Annotated in this window: 13 protein-coding genes; 6 read left to right on the top strand and 7 right to left on the bottom strand. The window is 72.7% G+C overall.

The annotated features are described in order from the left end of the window. The first annotated feature begins 29 nt into the window (after positions 1-29). From GTY56_RS31045 to GTY56_RS31055, 3 genes are read left to right on the top strand one after another with little or no spacing between them, the layout of a single operon-like run. On the top strand, positions 30-2,123 hold the full coding sequence (locus GTY56_RS31045) for an MMPL family transporter (RefSeq protein WP_161368611.1): 2,094 nt from the start codon (positions 30-32) through the stop codon (positions 2,121-2,123). Between the two features lie 50 nt (positions 2,124-2,173). After that, the gene (locus GTY56_RS31050; protein ID WP_161368612.1) at positions 2,174-3,415 is read left to right on the top strand and encodes a sensor histidine kinase; all 1,242 of its coding nucleotides are present in this window, start codon (positions 2,174-2,176) and stop codon (positions 3,413-3,415) included. Next, positions 3,412-4,074, top strand: a complete 663-nt coding sequence (locus GTY56_RS31055; protein WP_161368613.1) for a response regulator — start codon at positions 3,412-3,414, stop codon at positions 4,072-4,074. Before GTY56_RS31050 ends, GTY56_RS31055 begins: the two co-directional genes overlap by 4 nt. Positions 4,075-4,083: 9 nt before the next feature. Here GTY56_RS31055 and GTY56_RS31060 read toward each other — a convergent pair whose 3' ends face one another. Genes GTY56_RS31060 through GTY56_RS31080 form a run of 5 tightly spaced genes read right to left on the bottom strand, consistent with a single transcriptional unit; the run spans position 4,084 to position 10,591 of the window. After that, positions 4,084-5,016, bottom strand: a complete 933-nt coding sequence (locus GTY56_RS31060) for a dihydrodipicolinate synthase family protein (RefSeq protein ID WP_161368614.1) — start codon at positions 5,014-5,016, stop codon at positions 4,084-4,086. After that, the gene (locus tag GTY56_RS31065; RefSeq protein ID WP_161368615.1) at positions 5,013-6,032 is read right to left on the bottom strand and encodes an oligopeptide/dipeptide ABC transporter ATP-binding protein; all 1,020 of its coding nucleotides are present in this window, start codon (positions 6,030-6,032) and stop codon (positions 5,013-5,015) included. Before GTY56_RS31065 ends, GTY56_RS31060 begins: the two co-directional genes overlap by 4 nt. Next, positions 6,029-7,999, bottom strand: a complete 1,971-nt coding sequence (locus tag GTY56_RS31070) for a dipeptide/oligopeptide/nickel ABC transporter permease/ATP-binding protein (RefSeq protein WP_161368616.1) — start codon at positions 7,997-7,999, stop codon at positions 6,029-6,031. Before GTY56_RS31070 ends, GTY56_RS31065 begins: the two co-directional genes overlap by 4 nt. Beyond that, entirely contained in the window at positions 7,996-8,958 is a 963-nt protein-coding gene (locus tag GTY56_RS31075; RefSeq protein WP_161368617.1) for an ABC transporter permease, read from the bottom strand. Before GTY56_RS31075 ends, GTY56_RS31070 begins: the two co-directional genes overlap by 4 nt. A 4-nt stretch (positions 8,959-8,962) precedes the next feature. Continuing rightward, positions 8,963-10,591, bottom strand: a complete 1,629-nt coding sequence (locus GTY56_RS31080) for an ABC transporter substrate-binding protein (RefSeq protein WP_161368618.1) — start codon at positions 10,589-10,591, stop codon at positions 8,963-8,965. 235 nt (positions 10,592-10,826) lie between these two features. Here GTY56_RS31080 and GTY56_RS31085 point away from each other — a divergent pair, with 235 nt between their 5' ends. From GTY56_RS31085 to GTY56_RS31095, 3 genes are all read left to right on the top strand, one after another. Further along, positions 10,827-11,264, top strand: a complete 438-nt coding sequence (locus tag GTY56_RS31085; RefSeq protein WP_161368619.1) for a phosphatase domain-containing protein — start codon at positions 10,827-10,829, stop codon at positions 11,262-11,264. A 105-nt stretch (positions 11,265-11,369) separates the two neighbouring features. After that, positions 11,370-12,512: a glycoside hydrolase family 113 protein gene (locus tag GTY56_RS31090; RefSeq protein WP_161368620.1), complete on the top strand. Its 1,143-nt coding sequence runs from the start codon at positions 11,370-11,372 to the stop codon at positions 12,510-12,512. A 48-nt stretch (positions 12,513-12,560) separates the two neighbouring features. Continuing rightward, positions 12,561-12,998, top strand: a complete 438-nt coding sequence (locus tag GTY56_RS31095) for a VOC family protein (protein WP_161368621.1) — start codon at positions 12,561-12,563, stop codon at positions 12,996-12,998. Between the two features lie 6 nt (positions 12,999-13,004). Here the strand turns inward: GTY56_RS31095 and GTY56_RS31100 are convergent, their stop codons facing one another. Together GTY56_RS31100 and GTY56_RS31105 are read right to left on the bottom strand one after the other, a co-directional pair. Further along, positions 13,005-14,480 carry an alpha/beta hydrolase gene (locus tag GTY56_RS31100; RefSeq protein ID WP_161368622.1) on the bottom strand — a complete coding sequence of 492 codons (1,476 nt, stop codon included), beginning with the start codon at positions 14,478-14,480 and terminating at the stop codon, positions 13,005-13,007. Between the two features lie 66 nt (positions 14,481-14,546). After that, positions 14,547-15,011 carry a GNAT family N-acetyltransferase gene (locus GTY56_RS31105; RefSeq protein ID WP_161368623.1) on the bottom strand — a complete coding sequence of 155 codons (465 nt, stop codon included), beginning with the start codon at positions 15,009-15,011 and terminating at the stop codon, positions 14,547-14,549. Positions 15,012-15,363 lie beyond the last annotated feature (352 nt).

Genomic DNA, 15,363 nt, shown 5'->3' on the forward strand with positions numbered 1-15,363 from the left:
CAGACACCCGACCGGAGGGAGCCGGACTCATGGGGGCCGTAAGGACGCGTACCGGGCGCAGGCGCGCCGTGCCCTGGGTGGTGGTCGGGCTGTGGCTCGCCGCGCTCGTGCTGGTCGGGCCGCTCGCGGGCAAGTTCGCCGACATCCAGCAGAACCGCGCCGTCGACTACCTGCCCGACAGCGCCGACTCCACCCAGGTGGCGCGGATCCAGGACGAGTTGCCGGGCGGTGAGGCGACCGACCTGGTGCTCGTCTACCACCGGTCCGGCGGCCTGACCGACGCCGACCGGCGCACCGCCGACGAGCAGATCACCGAGGTGAGCGGTGCCTACGACCTGACGGGAGAGCCGCGCGGCATCCCGTCGAAGGACGGCTCGACCCTGATGTACCCGGTCACCAGCACCCAGCCGGGCCAGGACGAGGAGGCCCGGGACGCCTTCGTCGACGGCGTGCGGGACATCGCCTCGGGCGGCGGCGGGCTGAGCGTCGAGGTCGGCGGGCCCGGCGCGCTGAACACCGACATGAACAAGGTGTTCGAGACGCTCGACGCCACATTGCTGCTCGCCACCCTCGGCGTCGTCACCGTGCTGCTCGTCCTCATCTACCGCAGCCCCTTCCTGTGGCTGGTGCCGCTCGCCGTGGCCGGGGTCGCCGCCGCCGCGGCGATGGCCGCCGGGTACGGGCTGCACGAACTGTTCGACGTCACCGTCACCGGCCAGAGCGGCGGCGTGATGACCGTGCTCGTCCTCGGCGCCGGCACCGACTACGCGCTGCTCCTCATCTCCCGCTACCGCGAGGAACTGCGGCGCCACGAGCGGCCGTACGACGCCATGCGCACCGCCCTGCGCGGCTGCGGGCCGGCGATCCTCGCCTCCTCGGGGACCGTCGCGGCCGGGCTGCTGTGCCTGCTCGCCGCGGACCTCAACAGCAGCAGCGGCATGGGACCGGTCGGCGTGGTCGGGGTGCTCGCCGCGCTGGTCGCCATGACGACCCTGCTGCCGGCGGTCCTCGTCCTGCTGGGGCGGCGGGTGTTCTGGCCGCTGATCCCGGCGTTCGGGAGCGAGCCGAAGGCCCGGCGGTCGCTGTTCGCCGCGATGGGCACCTCGGCGACACGGCGGCCCGTCACCGTGCTCGTCACAGGGGGCGTCCTGCTCGGAGCGCTCGCCCTGGGCACGCTGAACCTGTCCGGGAGCATCAAGCAGGAGGACTCCTTCACCGAACGGCCCGAGTCCATCACCGCCATGCAGACGCTCGCGCGGGAGTATCCCGAGCGCAGCAGCCGGCCCGTGACCGTCATCGCGCCCGGGGAGCGCGCCGAGGCGGTGGGCGAACGTGCCCGGGCGACCGAGGGGGTCGCCGAGGTGGTTCCCGGGCGGAGCGGGGCGGGGTGGACCGAGCTCGCCGTCTTCACCACGGCGGCTCCGGAGACCCCGGCCGAGACCCGCACCATCGAGGCGCTGCGGGCCGCGATCGACCCCGAGGGCGCGTACGTCGGCGGGCCCAGCGCACAGCAGATCGACTTGGCCGACAGCGAGGCGCGGGACCGGAAGGTGATCGTGCCGCTGGTCCTGGCTGCCGTGTTCGTCATCCTGGTCGGGCTGCTGCGCAGCCTCGTGGCGCCGTTGCTGCTGCTGACGGCGGTGGTCGCGGTCTGGGGGGCGGCGCTCGGCATCGGAGGGCTGGTGTTCGATCCGGTCTTCGGGTTCGGCGGAACGGATCCCGGGCTCGGACTGCTGTCCTTCGTGTTCCTGGTCGCCCTCGGGGTGGACTACGGGATCTTCCTGATGCACCGGATGCGGGAGGAGTCCGTACGAGGGGCCGAGCCGGAGGCCGCGGCGCTCACCGCCCTGCGGACGACCGGCGGGGTCATCGCCTCGGCGGGTGTGGTGCTCGCGGCGACGTTCGCCGTGCTGACGACGCTGCCGATGGTCGGACTGGTGGAACTCGGGTTCGTCATCGCGGTGGGGGTCCTGCTGGACACCTTCCTGGTGCGGACGTACCTGGTGACCACGGCGAGTGTGCTGCTCAAGCGGCGGATGTGGTGGCCGGGCAGGCTCTCCCGCGCGCCGGAGCGAACGGCCCCGCCCCAGGAGCGCGAACCCGTGGCCGCCGACGCCCCCTGACCGACCGAAGGTGTCCCTCCCCTCCCGGAGGGACGCCTTCCTCGCCGAGGATGACCCCTGTGCAGGCACCCACCATCACGACGGCGGCCTGGTCGCGTCCCGCGGAGCGGATCATGGCCGCGATCAACCGCGATCCACTGACCGCCCCGCACGCCCTCCGCAACGACGCGGTCCTCGCCGTCCTCGTCGCCGGCTTCTCCGCCGTCCTCGCGCTCACGGTCGACGACGGCCGCCGGCCCGACGCGCTCGGCTGGGCCCTGCTGCTCGCCTCCCACGTGCCGCTCGTGTGGCGCCGCCGCCGTCCGGTGCTCGTCCTGCTCGGCGTGATCGCCTGTGTTTTCCCCTACCACTTCCTCGACTACCCGCACACGGCGGCCACCCAGGCCGCCTACGTCGCCCTCTACACCGTCGCCGTCACCGGCCGGCCGCTGCGCACCGTCCTGGTCGGCATCGGTGTCATCGCCTTGGCGGTGAGCGTGATGCTCACCATCAGCGCCCACGAGGCCCTGGGACTGCTGAAGGCGTCCGGCTGGGTCGTCGCCGTGCTGTTCTGCGGGGTCGACGTGCGCTTCTACCGCCAGTACGTCGCCTCCATCGTGGAACGCGCCGAACGCGCCGAACGCACCCGCGAGGAGGAGGCCCGGCGGCGCGTCGCCGAGGAGCGGCTGCGGATCGCCCGGGACCTGCACGACCTGCTGGCCCACAGCATCACCCTCATCGGCGTGCAGACCTCCGTCGCCGCCCACGTCCTGTCGGCCGACCCCGAGCGGCTCGACCGCGAGACGGTCGCCAAGGCCCTCGACGACATCGCCGAGACCTGCCGCAGCGCCCGCGGTGAACTGCGCACCACGCTGGAGGTGCTGCGCGAGCACGGCTCCCCGGACGCCCGCGGCCCGCTGCCCGGCCTCGACGGACTGCCCGACCTGGCGGAGGCCGCGCGGCTGTCCGGTGCCCGGGTCGAGCAGACCGTACGGATACGGCAGGCACCGCCCGCGGTCGGGGCCGCCGCTTACCGCATCGTGCAGGAGGCCCTGACGAACGCCGTACGGCACGCGGGGCCCGCACCGGCCGTCCGCGTCCAACTCACCGAGCGGCAGGGCGTCCTGCACCTGTCGGTCCGCGACGACGGCACCGGCCCGGCCGAGGGCGGCACACCGGGCTTCGGGCTCGTCGGAATGCGGGAGCGGGCCCGCAGCGTCGGTGGCACACTCGACGCCGGACCGCGTACCGGGGGCGGGTTCGAGGTCACCGCGGTCCTGCCGCTGACCACGACGGGGGAGAGGGACGGATGACCATACGGGTGCTGCTCGCGGACGATCAGACCCTGGTGCGGGAGGCGTTCGCGATGCTCGTGGAGTCGGCCCCGGACATGGAGGTCGTCGGCCGGGCCGCCACCGGCCGGCAAGCCGTGGAACTGGCCCGCGGCGCACGGGCCGACCTCGTCGTGATGGACATCCGCATGCCCGACCTGGACGGCATCGAGGCGACCCGGCACATCGCCGCCGACGAGGATCTCGCCGGCGTCCGGGTGCTCGTCCTCACCACGTACGACACCGACGAGAACATCGTCGACGCGCTGCGTGCCGGCGCCTCCGGGTTCCTGGTCAAGGACACCAGGCCGGCCGAACTCCTCGACGCCATCCGCACGGTCGCCGCCGGGGACTCCCTGCTGTCTCCCGGACCCACGGCACGGCTCATCGAACGGTTCCTGCGCAGCCCCTCCGCACCGGCGACCGGCGGGCCCGAGTGCCTGTCCGGCCGGGAGCGGGAGGTGCTCGCGCTGGTCGCGCGCGGCCTCAACAACACGGAGATCGCCGACGCGCTGGGCCTGAGCCCGCTCACCGCGAAGACCCACGTCAGCCGCATCATGGGCAAGCTGGCGGCGCGGGACCGGGCCCAACTGGTCATCGTCGCCTACGAGTCGGGGCTGGTGACCCCGGGGAGCGTCTGACGGCGGCCCTCAGAGCAGCCCGGCCGCCGCGAGGAACTTCCCGACCTGCTCCACCTCCTCCGGCGACAGCGGGACCTGCGGCTGGGCCGTCGCCGGGCAGTCGATCACGCCGCGCAGGTGCAGCGCCGCCTTGAAGGCGCCGATCGCCGAGGAGTTCGGGCCCATCCGGGCCGGGTCGCCGACGCCCACCATGCCGAACAGCGCGCACAGGCGCTCCTGTTCGGCACGGGCCCCGTCCCAGTCCCCGGCACGGCACAGGCCGTCCAGGCGGACGTAGCCGTGCGGGTCGACGTTGCCGAGGCCCGGCACCGTGCCGTCCGCGCCGATCGCGAGGGCCGCGTCGACGATCAGCTCGGAGCCGGTCAGCACGCTGAAGCCGGTGATGCCCCGGCGTTCCCGTACGCCGGTCACGACCTGGCGGAAGGCGGCCAGATCACCGCTGGAGTCCTTGAGCCCGGCCACGACACCGTCGGCGGCCAGTTCCAGCACCACCTCGGCCGGCAGCTTCGTGTGGACGGCGACGGGAAGGTCGTAGGCGATCACCGGGACCGGGCTCGCCGCGGCGACCGCGCGGTAGTGGCGGGCGATCTCCGCCGGGTGGGTGCGGGTGTAGAACGGGGCGGTGACGACGACCGCGTCCGCGCCCGCCGCGGTCACCGACGCCACGTGGTCCAGGACCCGGGGCGTCGTCATGTCGATCGCCCCGGCCAGCACCGGCAGCTGCCCGCCCACGTGCCCCGCCACCGACTCGACGACGAGCCGGCGCTGCCGGTCCGGCAGGAACGCGGCCTCCGAGGTCGAACCGAGCACGAACAGTCCGTGCACCCCGCCGGCCACCAGATGGTCGACGAGCCCGATCAGCGAGGGGACGTCCACCTCGCCGTCCGGTGTCAGGGGCGTGCACACGGGCGGGATGACACCGGTCAGCGGGGTGAACGTCATGGGGCCTCCATCGGATCGCGCCGGTGGACGAGGTCACGGGTCGACTCGTCCTCCCGGACAGGATGGTGGCAGCGGAAGCGGTGCGAGGGTGCCGACGCGGCGGAGAAACCCGGCATTCGCTCCGCGCACGTCCCGTCCGCCTTCCAGCAGCGGGTGCGGAACGGGCAGCCGCTCGGCGGACGGGTCGCCGACGGGACCGGGCCGGCCAGCGGGATCGGCTCGACCGGATCGAGCAGGCCGGGCGTGGCGGAGAACAGGGCCCGGGTGTACGGGTGCCGGGCCCGGTCGGTGACCAGGGCGGCCGGGGTCTCCTCCACGATCCGGCCCAGGTACATGGTGATCACGCGGTCGCTCATCCGCCGGACCGTCTGGATGTCGTGCGAGACGAACACCAGGGCTAGGCCCAGGCGTTCCTTCAGGTCGAGGAGCAGGTTGAGGATCTGCGCCCGGACCGACACGTCCAGGGCGCTCGTCGGCTCGTCCGCCACGACCAGGTCCGGGTCCAGGGCCAGGGCCCGGGCGATCGCCACCCGCTGGCGCTGCCCGCCCGACAGCTGCCCCGGCAGGGCGTCGGCGAGGGCCCGGGGGAGGCCGACCAGGGACATCAACTCCCGGACGCGCTCGTCGCGTTGCGGGCGAGTGCCCCGGTCGTGCACGTCCAGCGGGTCCCGCAGGATCTGCCGGACGGTCAGACGGCGGTTCAGAGCCGTCGACGGGTCCTGGAAGACCATGCCGGTGCTGCCGCCGACGGCCCGGCGGCGCTCGCCGGCCGGCATCGCCCACAGGTCCCTGCCCCGGAAGGACACCGTCCCCCGCGTCGGCCGCTCCACCCCCACCAGCACCCTGGCCAGCGTCGACTTCCCGCAGCCGGACTCGCCGACCACGCCGACGGTCTCGCCGGGGGCGACGGCCAGGTCCGCACCGGTCAGGGCGTACACGCGGTCGCGGGTGAACAGGCCGCCGCTGCGGGCCTTGTGGACGACGTGCGTGCCGGAGAGCTCCACCAGGGCGTTCACGTCACGGCCTCCGGGGTGACCAGGTCGATCGCGGGGTGGTGGCAGGCGGCCGTGTGCGTCGGCGTGCCCAGCAGGCCGGGGGGCGTCGTACGGCAGGTCCCGGTGGCGAGCGGGCACCGGCCGGCGAAGCGGCAGCCCGCGGGGAAGTCGGCCGGGGCCGGTACGACGCCCCTGATCTGCGTCATCCGCTCCTGCGCCGACTCCAGCGACAGCACGCTGCCGAGCAGCCCGCGCGTGTAGTGATGCGCCGGGGCCTCGACCAGGTCGGCGGTCACGCCCGTCTCCACGATCTGCCCGCCGTACATCACCACCACCCGGTCGGTGACGTCCGCGACCAGCGCCAGGTCGTGCGAGACCAGGACCAGCGCGAAGCCCAGCTCCTCGCGCAGCCGCAGCAGCAGCTCCATGACCTGCGCCTGCACGGTCACGTCGAGGGCCGTCGTCGGCTCGTCCGCGACGACGAGCTTCGGGTCGCGGGACAGGGCCATCGCGATCAGCACGCGCTGGCGCTGCCCGCCGGACAGTTCGTGCGGGTAGCTGCGCAGGGTGCGCTCGGGGTCGAGGCCGACCATCGTCAGCAGCTCGGCCGGAGCGCGGCGGCCGCCGCGCCGCACGACCTGTCTGAGCTGCGCGCGGATCGTCATCGCCGGGTTCAGGGACGACAGCGCGTCCTGGTAGATCATCGCCATCTCGTGGCCGAGCAGAGGGCGGCGCGCCCGCATCGGCTCGGCGAGCAGGTCCCGCTGCCGGAAACGGACCCGGCCCCGCACGCGCGCCCCCTTCGGCTGAAGGCCCATGACCGCCAGTGCGGTGAGCGACTTGCCGCAGCCCGACTCGCCGACCAGCCCGAGCACCTCGCCGGGGTGCACCTCGAAGCTGACGCCGTCCACGACGTCGACGCCGCCGTGCCGCCCGTCGAAGCCGACGGCGAGGTTCTCCACCGCGAGCACCGGCTGACCGTCCCGGGGCAGCCGGCGCGCCCGGGCCCGCAACCGCCGCGCGGCCTCCGGCAGACCGGGCAGCCGCACGACCTCCCCGCTGCCGGGCTCCGGCGCCTCCAGCCGGTCGTCGTCCTCCGGTACGTCCACCTCCCGGGCCGACGGGGCCGCCCACGCGTCGGACACACCCTCGGACAGGACGTTCAGCGACAGCACCGTGACCAGCATCAGCAGCCCGGGGAACACCGTCGCCCACCAGCCGCCGGTCAGCACCATGTTCTTGCCGTCCGCGATGACACTGCCCCAGGACGGGTCGGGCGGCCGCACGCCCGCCCCGATGAAGGACAGCGACGCCTCGAAGACGATCGCCTCGGCGACCTGGACCGTGCAGAACACCAGCACCGGGGCGGCGCAGTTGACCGCCACGTGCCGCAGCACGATGTGCGGGGTCCGGGCGCCGATCACCCGTTCCGCCGTCACATAGTCCTCGCCGTACTGGTCGAGGACGTTAGCCCGGACCACCCGCGCCACGGGCGGGGTGAACAGGAAGGCGATGGCGCAGATCAGCACCGTGATGCCACCGCCGAACACCGCGACCAGCACGGCGGCCAGCGCGATGCCGGGGAACGCCATGACGACGTCCAGGCAGCGCATCAGCGTCTCGTCGACCGCCTTGCGGGAGGTCGCCGCGACCGCCCCGAGCAGCGCTCCGGCCGCCAGGGCCAGTCCGGTCGCGCCGAGCCCGATCGCGAGCGACCAGCGCGCCCCGTACATCAGCCGGCTGAGGATGTCCCGGCCGAGGCTGTCCTGGCCCATCCAGTGCCCGGCGGACGGATGCCCGGTGCCGTCGGCCGGCGGCTGCTGGTCGAGCGGGTCGTGCGGGGCGAGCAGCGGGGCGAGCAGCGCCGTCAGCACGACGACCGCCAGGAAGCAGAGGGCGATCTTCGACAGCAGCGGCAGCCTGCGCAGGCCGCGCAGCCGGACGCCGGGCCGGGACAGCGCCGCGGTGAGACGGGTGCGGGTCATCATGGGGTTGCGTCCCTCAGTCGCGGGTTGACCAGCAGGTACAGGACGTCGATGACGAGGTTCACGACGACGAACCCGGCCGCCGTCGTCAGCACGACGCCCTGGACGACGGCCGGGTCGCCGTTCTTCACGGCGTCGATCATCAGCTTGCCCATGCCGGGCAGCGAGAAGATCGTCTCGATGACGACCGCGCCGCCCAGCAGATAGCCCACGCGCAGGCCGAGCACGGTGAGCGGGTTGATGAGTGCGTTGCGCAGCACGTTGCGGCCCACGACCACCCGCGGCGGCAGGCCGTTCCCGATCGCCGTCCGCACATAGTCCTTGTCCAGCTCCTCCACCACGGCCGTCCGCACGATCCGGGTCAGCTGCGCCGCCACCGGCAGCGACAGCGCGAAGGCGGGAAGGGTCATGGTCTTCAGCCAGCCCGTGAAGGAGTCCGCCGGGTTGATGTAGCCGCCGGTCGGGAACCAGCCCAGGTCGACCGCCAGGTACTGGATCATCAGCAGCGCCAGCCAGAAGCCGGGCGCGGCGACACCGGTCAGGGACACGACCCGGATGATCTGGTCGGGCAGCCGGTCCCGGTGGATCGCCGCGGTCACCCCGCCCACGAGGGACAGCACGACGGCGATGCCCAGCCCCAGAAAGGTGAGTTGGAGGGTGAGCGGCAGCGCGGTGGTGACCTGGTCGATCACCGGCGCCCGGGTCAGCGCGCTGGTGCCCAGGTCGCCGTGGAGCAGGTCGGCGACGAAGTCCGCGTAGCGCACCGGCAGCGGGTCCAGCAGGCCGTGTTCCTCGCGGAAGTCGTGCAGCTGCTGCGGGGTGGGGTTGGCGCCCTGGAAGAACGCGGACGCCGGGTCGACGTCCGAGAACCGCATCACCATGAACACGAACAGCACGATGCCGAGCATCAGCGGCACGAGCAGGGCGACACGGCGGAGCAGGATCCGCAGGACGGCCGTCATCCGCTCAGGCCCACTTGGCCTGGAGCAGGTTGATGCCCGGGTACGGCTGGGCCCGTATGCCGCTGAGCCGCGCGGGGTCCCAGGCGGTCATGAGCTCGTTGTGGACGACCGGGTAGAGCACGGCCTGTTCGGCGACGACGTCGATGTAGTCCTGGACCATCGTCTTCTTCCTCGCCGGGTCGGGCTCCCGGGTGGCGCGCTCCATGTCCTTGAAGAGCTGCCTGGCGACGGGGTCGGAGGCCCAGCGGGTGTACTGCATCCACAGGTTCCCGGGCCCGTAGTTGTAGTGCATGATCAGGTCGGCGTCGATGCCGAACTGGTTGGGGTTCGAGGCGGCGGCCACGACCTGGTAGTCCTGCTTCTGGTCCATCTTGGTGAAGACGGCGGTGGTCTCCTGCGGGGACAGGGTCGTCCTCACCCCGATCGCGTCCCAGGACGCCTTGACCGTCGGCAGGCAGTCGACGATCCAGCTGACGTTCACGGCCAGGATCTCGATGCTCAGCCCCTTGACCCCGGCCGCCTTCAGCAGCGCCTTCGCCTTGCCGGGGTCGTGGTCGTAGACCGTCCTGGCCCTGCGGTAGGACGGGTTGGCCTCGTCGAGGAAGGAGGTGGCGGGCTTGCCGTGGCCCTTGAGGGCGACCTCGACCATCTTCTCGGTGTCGATGGCGTAGTGCAGGGCCTGGCGCACCCGCACGTCGTCGAACGGCTTGTGCCTGGTGTTGAACATCAGGAACAGGTTGTTCATCCCGGCCCCGCCCGCGACCGTCATACCGCCGCTCTCCAGCTGCCCGATGTTGGCGTACGGGATGTTGTCGGCGATCTGCGCGCCCGCGCTCGACCCCGAGATCTTCGCGACGCGGGGGGCCGCGTCCACGATCGTCAGCCAGTTCATCCTCCGGAAGGCGGGCCTGCGGGGGCCGTTGTAGCCGCCGAACGCCTCGAAGGTCGTGTTCGACTTCGGGTGGTGCGCGGTCTGCCGGTACGGCCCCGAGCCGATCGCCTTGCCCTTGATCGCCTCCTCCCAGCCCCCCGGCCGGGAGAACACGTGCTTCGGCATGATCTTGGCGAGCGTCAGCCGTGAAAGACCGTCCGGGAAGGGGAATTTCAGCACCAGCTCGACGCTGCGCGCGTCGATCTTGCGGACCTCCTTCAGCCAGCTCGCGAAGAAGCCCTTGGCGAGGGTCTGGGTGTCCGGGTCGAGGATCCGCTCGAAGACGAAGACCACGTCGTCGGCGGTGACGGGCTTCCCGTCGTGGAACGTCGCGCCCGCCCGCAGGGTGAACCTCCAGGAGGTGCCGTCCGGATTCCCCGGCACCTCGGTCGCCAGCGCCGCGTACGGCTCACGGGAGATCGGGTCCGTGTCCAGCAGCCCCTCGTAGATGTGGTGGTTGGCGGCCATGCAGAACGCGGACGCCGTCTGGGTGGGGTCCCAGCTGCCGTCGTTGCCGTAGCCGATCACGGCGGTGAGGGTGCGGTCCCGGCCACCGCCGGTGCCGGTGTCGTTGGTGGACTCCGGACCGGACGAACAGGCCGACAGCGACGCGGAGACGGCGGCGGCCGCGCCCAGGGCGCCGGTGTACTTCAGGAACGACCGGCGGTGCGGCGCCGGCACGTCGGGGGTCACGTGGCGCACGGGTCCTCCAGCGAGATCCGGTGGCAGGGACTGGCGGGGACTGGCAGGGGAGATACGACGTCCTACGTCCTGCGGTCAGCGCGACCATAGGAGGGGCCGTGGGGGTGGTCAAGGGATCGCACACGAATGGCGCATCCACCGGAGGCCGCCCCAGTGGCACCGCCTCTGAGGTGAGTTGACCACCTGTCAGGGCAAGTCCGCCCCGGGGAGGGCGCACGCGGAGCATGATGAGGGCGTGAGCGAGCTGTGGAGCGAGAGTGACGCCGGTGTCCTGCGACTGCCCTCGGGTCGGCTGGTCCGGGGCCGGGGCCTGCGGCATCCTCTGCACCCCGACGCGCCCCTGCCCTCCTACGGCGTCTACCTGCTCGGCCGGCGGCCGCCGGAGGTCCCCTGGGAGTCCGCCTGGATCCGCTGGCCCGATTTCCGCCTCCCCGCGGACCGGGCGGCCGCCCGCGCGGTGCTGGCCGGCGTGTGGGAGCGGGCCGCCGGGGAGCGGGTGGAGATCGCCTGCGGCGGCGGGCGTGGCCGCACGGGCACGGCCCTGGCCTGCCTGGCGGTGCTGGACGGGGTGCCGGGGGAGGAAGCGGTGGCATACGTCCGCCGGCACTACGACCGGCACGCCGTGGAGACGCCCTGGCAGCGGCGGTACGTACGGGGATTCGGCGAGCGCTGAGCCCGATGGGCGTCTCCTTCGGCGCGGCACCCCATACCTTGGTCGCGCTGCCGTAGACCGTCGGACGACAGCCGGCCCCGGCGCCCGCTCGGCACAGTGGGCGGCATGGAAGAGACCAAGGGGATCAGGCAGGCGAAGGGGATCAGCCGGACGCAGTTCCTGGCCGGAGCGGCGGCGCTGGGGGTCGCCGGGGCGGTGGGGCCGGCGGGGCGGGCCCGGGCCACGGAAGCCCGGCACGGCCGGGGACTGCGCCGGCGGGGCGTCGTCTACACGGTCGGGGCGGGGGAGACACCGGGCACCGCGTGGAGCGCCCGGCGGATGCGCCACGACATCCGGGCCATCCGGGACGACCTGCACGCCGACACCGTCGACGTCACGGGCGACGGCGTCGAACGCCTCACCAGCACCGCGGCCGAGGCCGCCGAGCGCGGACTGCACGTGTGGCTGCAACCGACCCTCGGGGACGCCCCGCAGCGCGACATCCTGGAGCACCTCGCCGAGACCGGGCGGTTCGCGGAGCGGCTGCGCCGGCAGGGCGCGAGCGTCGACTTCAGTGTCGGCTGCGAGTTCTGGCTGTTCGTCCCCGGCATCCTGCCGGGGGAGACGGTCCTGGACCGGATCAGGCACCTCCAGAACGGCACGGTCGACTGGCCGCGGACGCTGCGCCGGCTCGCCGCGTTCACGGCGAAGGCCGCGAAGACCGGCCGCTCCGTCTTCAAGGGCAACCTCGGCTACGCCGCCGCCCAGAGCATCGACGACCCCGACTGGAGCCTCTTCGACATCGTCGGCATCGACTACTACGCGCACTTCGAGGAGCCGTCCGGCCACGTCAGGGAGCTGAAGCAGTACCTGCGGTGGGGCAAGCCGCTCGCCATCACCGAGTTCGGCACGTGCGCGTACGCCGGTGCGCCCGCGACCGGCGGCATGGGCTGGGACATCGTCGACCACGACAAGGAGCCGCCGGAGATCAAGGGGAACCCGGTCCGCAGCGAGCGCGTCCAGGCCGACTACGTGGGCGGGCTGCTGGACGTCTTCGCGTCGATGGGCCTGTACGCGGCGATGGCCTTCGAGTTCGTCAGCGCGGACGCCCCGCACCGCCCGGACACCCCCCGCCTCGACCTCGACATGGCGTCGTACGCCCTCACCAAGGTGATCAAGGACCGCCCGGACGACCCGGCCTCCGACTGGCACTGGGAGCCGAAAGAGGCCTTCCGCGCGGTGGCCCGCCGGTACGGCCGGCCCGGCTGACGCGCGCGGTCCGTGCGGCGGGGGGACCATGGCCGGGGAGGTGTGCGTATGGACTGGACCCTCGAAGTGCTCGTCGTGCCGGTCTCCGACCTGGACCGGGCCAAGGCCTTCTACCAGGACCGGTGCGGATTCCGCGCCGAGATCGACGCCGCGTTCTTCGAGGGCGTCGGCCGCTTCGTCCAGCTGACCCCGCCCGGGTCGCGCTGCTCGATCGTGCTGGAGTCGGGGATGCCCGAGCCGCCCGCGCAGCCGCGGATGGCCCCCGGTTCGCTGCGGGGCCTCCAGCTCTGTGTGACGGACATCGAGGCGGCCAGGGCGGAGCTGGTGGGACGCGGGGTCGAGGTGACCCCGGTCCTGCACGTGGGCGCGTCCGGCTGGGCGGAGGGCCGGGGCGAGGACGACTGGAACTCCTTCCTCTTCTTCCAGGACCCCGACGGCAACGGCTGGACGGTCCAGGAGGCCCCGGCCCCCCTCGCCGGGCGCTGAGATGCCCTAGTCGCAGTACAGGTCCCGGCGGGGGCGTTCGCCCGTCGCCAGGAAGCGGGAGACCGTGGCGTCACCGCAGGCGTTGCCGTTGGCCAGATAGGCGTCGTGGCCGGTGGAGTTCACGGTGACCATCACCGCCCGGTCGCCGAGGGCCTGCCGCAGCTTCCGGGCTCCCGCCAGGGGGGTGGCGACGTCCCGCTCGTTCTGCACGAGCAGGACGTTGGAGGGGCCGCGGTCGGTGATCCGCACGGCCGGCTCCTTCGGCTCGTACGGCCACGCGGCACACACCATCGGCCCGCGCGGCATGCCCGCGGTCAGCGGGTACGCGGCCCGGCTCTCGTCGACGTCCTTCTGGTACGCGGCGGCCGAGCCGGGCCACTCGACGTCGTTGCAGATGGTGCCGGCCCCGACCGCGGCGAGGTTCTGCAGGACCGGCTCCGGCGGGGCCTCGGGCGCGGGCGGCACGGTGCCCTTGCGGGCTGCGCGGATGGCCTCGGCCAGGATCGGGTAGTCGTCGGGGTCGTAGAGGCTGGACAGCATGGTCTGGCGGAGCGCGTTGCCGTCCAGCAGCGGGGGGTTGGCGCCGGGCCAGGGGAGGGGGGCGCGGTCCAGCCGGGCGGCGAGCCGCAGGAAGCCGGAGCGGACCTCGGCGGGCGTACGGGCGACCCGGTGCGGATTGCCGGGCTCGGACGCCCACCTGGCGAACTCGGGGAAGTTGTCCTCGACACCGGTCTCGAAGGCGGCGAGCCAGTTGCGGGTCACCCGGGTGTGGTCGGGGTCGTTGTTGCTGTCCAGCACGATGCGGTCGGTGCGGTGCGGGAACAACTGGCCGTAGACGGCACCGACGTAGGTGCCGTACGACACACCCCAGGCGGAGATCTTCTTCTCGCCGAGGGCGGCCCGCAGGCGGTCCAGGTCGCGGGCCTCGTTGGCGGTGCTGATGTGCCGGATCAGCTCACCGCCGTTGCGGACACAGGCCTCGGCGGTACGCCGGGCGGCGGCCATGTTCCCGTCGAGGGAACCGTCCGGGGCCGGCCAGGGCACACGCTTCGTCATGCTGATGTCGGCGGGGTCGGCCTTGCAGTCGACGGAGGTGGAGGGCGCCATCCCGCGCGGCGCGAACCCCACGAGATCGTAGGCGTCCCGCACCTTCTGCGGCAGCTTCTGCCCCTTGCCGGAGGGATCACCGAGACTGTCCCCGCCGGGTCCGCCCGGGATGAGTAACAGCGCGCCCCGCCGCGCGGACGGTTTCTCACTGGGGATCCGGCTGACGGCGATCCGGATCTCCGGGCTGTCGGGGTCGGAGTAGTCCATCGGGACGCCGAGCGTGGCGCACTGCTGTCTGGGGTCGAGGCCGGGGCCGGTGCACCGGGTCCAGTCGAGGGGAGCGGATGTGGGCTCGGACGCCCCGCCGGGACCGGCGAACCCGAGCATCGCGCCGGCGACGGCGACCAGCGCCAGATGTTTCGTGATCTGCTTCATGCCGAGCAGCCTGGCGGACTTCGACGGACGGCCACATCCGGGTGACTCCCGGTGTTCCAGGGGGGATTACCCCAGGGTGGCGCGGATGACCGAGGTTCTGGGGCCGGCGCCCGGCCGCCGCAGCATGAAGACGTCGATCGCGTCCTGCCTCTCCACCGTGAAACCGTGCCGTTCGTAGAGGCGGCGGGCCGGGCTGCCCCGGAGGACGTTCAGGCGGACGAGGTGGCCGGAGGTGTCCGCCCTGCTCAGAACGGTTTCCAGGACCGCCGAGCCCAGGCCCCGGCCCTGGAGTGCCGGGACGAGGTAGAAGTGCTCCAGCCAGTGGCCGGTTTCGGACGGGCGCAGTGCGATGCTGCCGGCGACATCGCCGGCGGTCGTGATGACCGCCGTGTGCTGTGCGCAGAAGCCGTCCCGCAGCCGCTGCCGGACCCGGTGCTCGTCGTAACGGCCCAACCGCTCCAGGTCCGGACGCATCACCACGGCCCGCAGTTCCGCTATCGCCTCGACATCCGCCGGCCGCGCGGGGCGCATGACCCATTCCGGCTGTGGATGTGCCCGTGGTGTTCGCACCGCTGGATTGTCTCAACGGACCGCAGCATGCCGCTCGTGGGCGTCGGCTTCCGAAAAGCGTTTCTCGTAGGGCTTATTGCAGCGTCCCGTACCGAACCCCTTTGTGTCGCGCCGCAGTTGTACGGCACAGACCCTTCCTGAGTGTAGACGCGGAGCGTGACCAGGGAGATGCGAAGAGTGAAATCGCGAAAGGAGGGGGAGCACGGTGGAGGCACGACACTCGGCGCTCTGCGCCGAAGAAGCGGAGGACGCGGTGAAAGAATTGCGGGCAGAACTCGTCAAGGCCGGAATTATCCTGCCCTCACCGGGACTT

This window comes from Streptomyces sp. SID5643 (genome assembly GCF_009872555.1).
GTDB classification, from domain to species: Bacteria; Actinomycetota; Actinomycetes; order Streptomycetales; family Streptomycetaceae; genus Streptomyces; species Streptomyces iakyrus.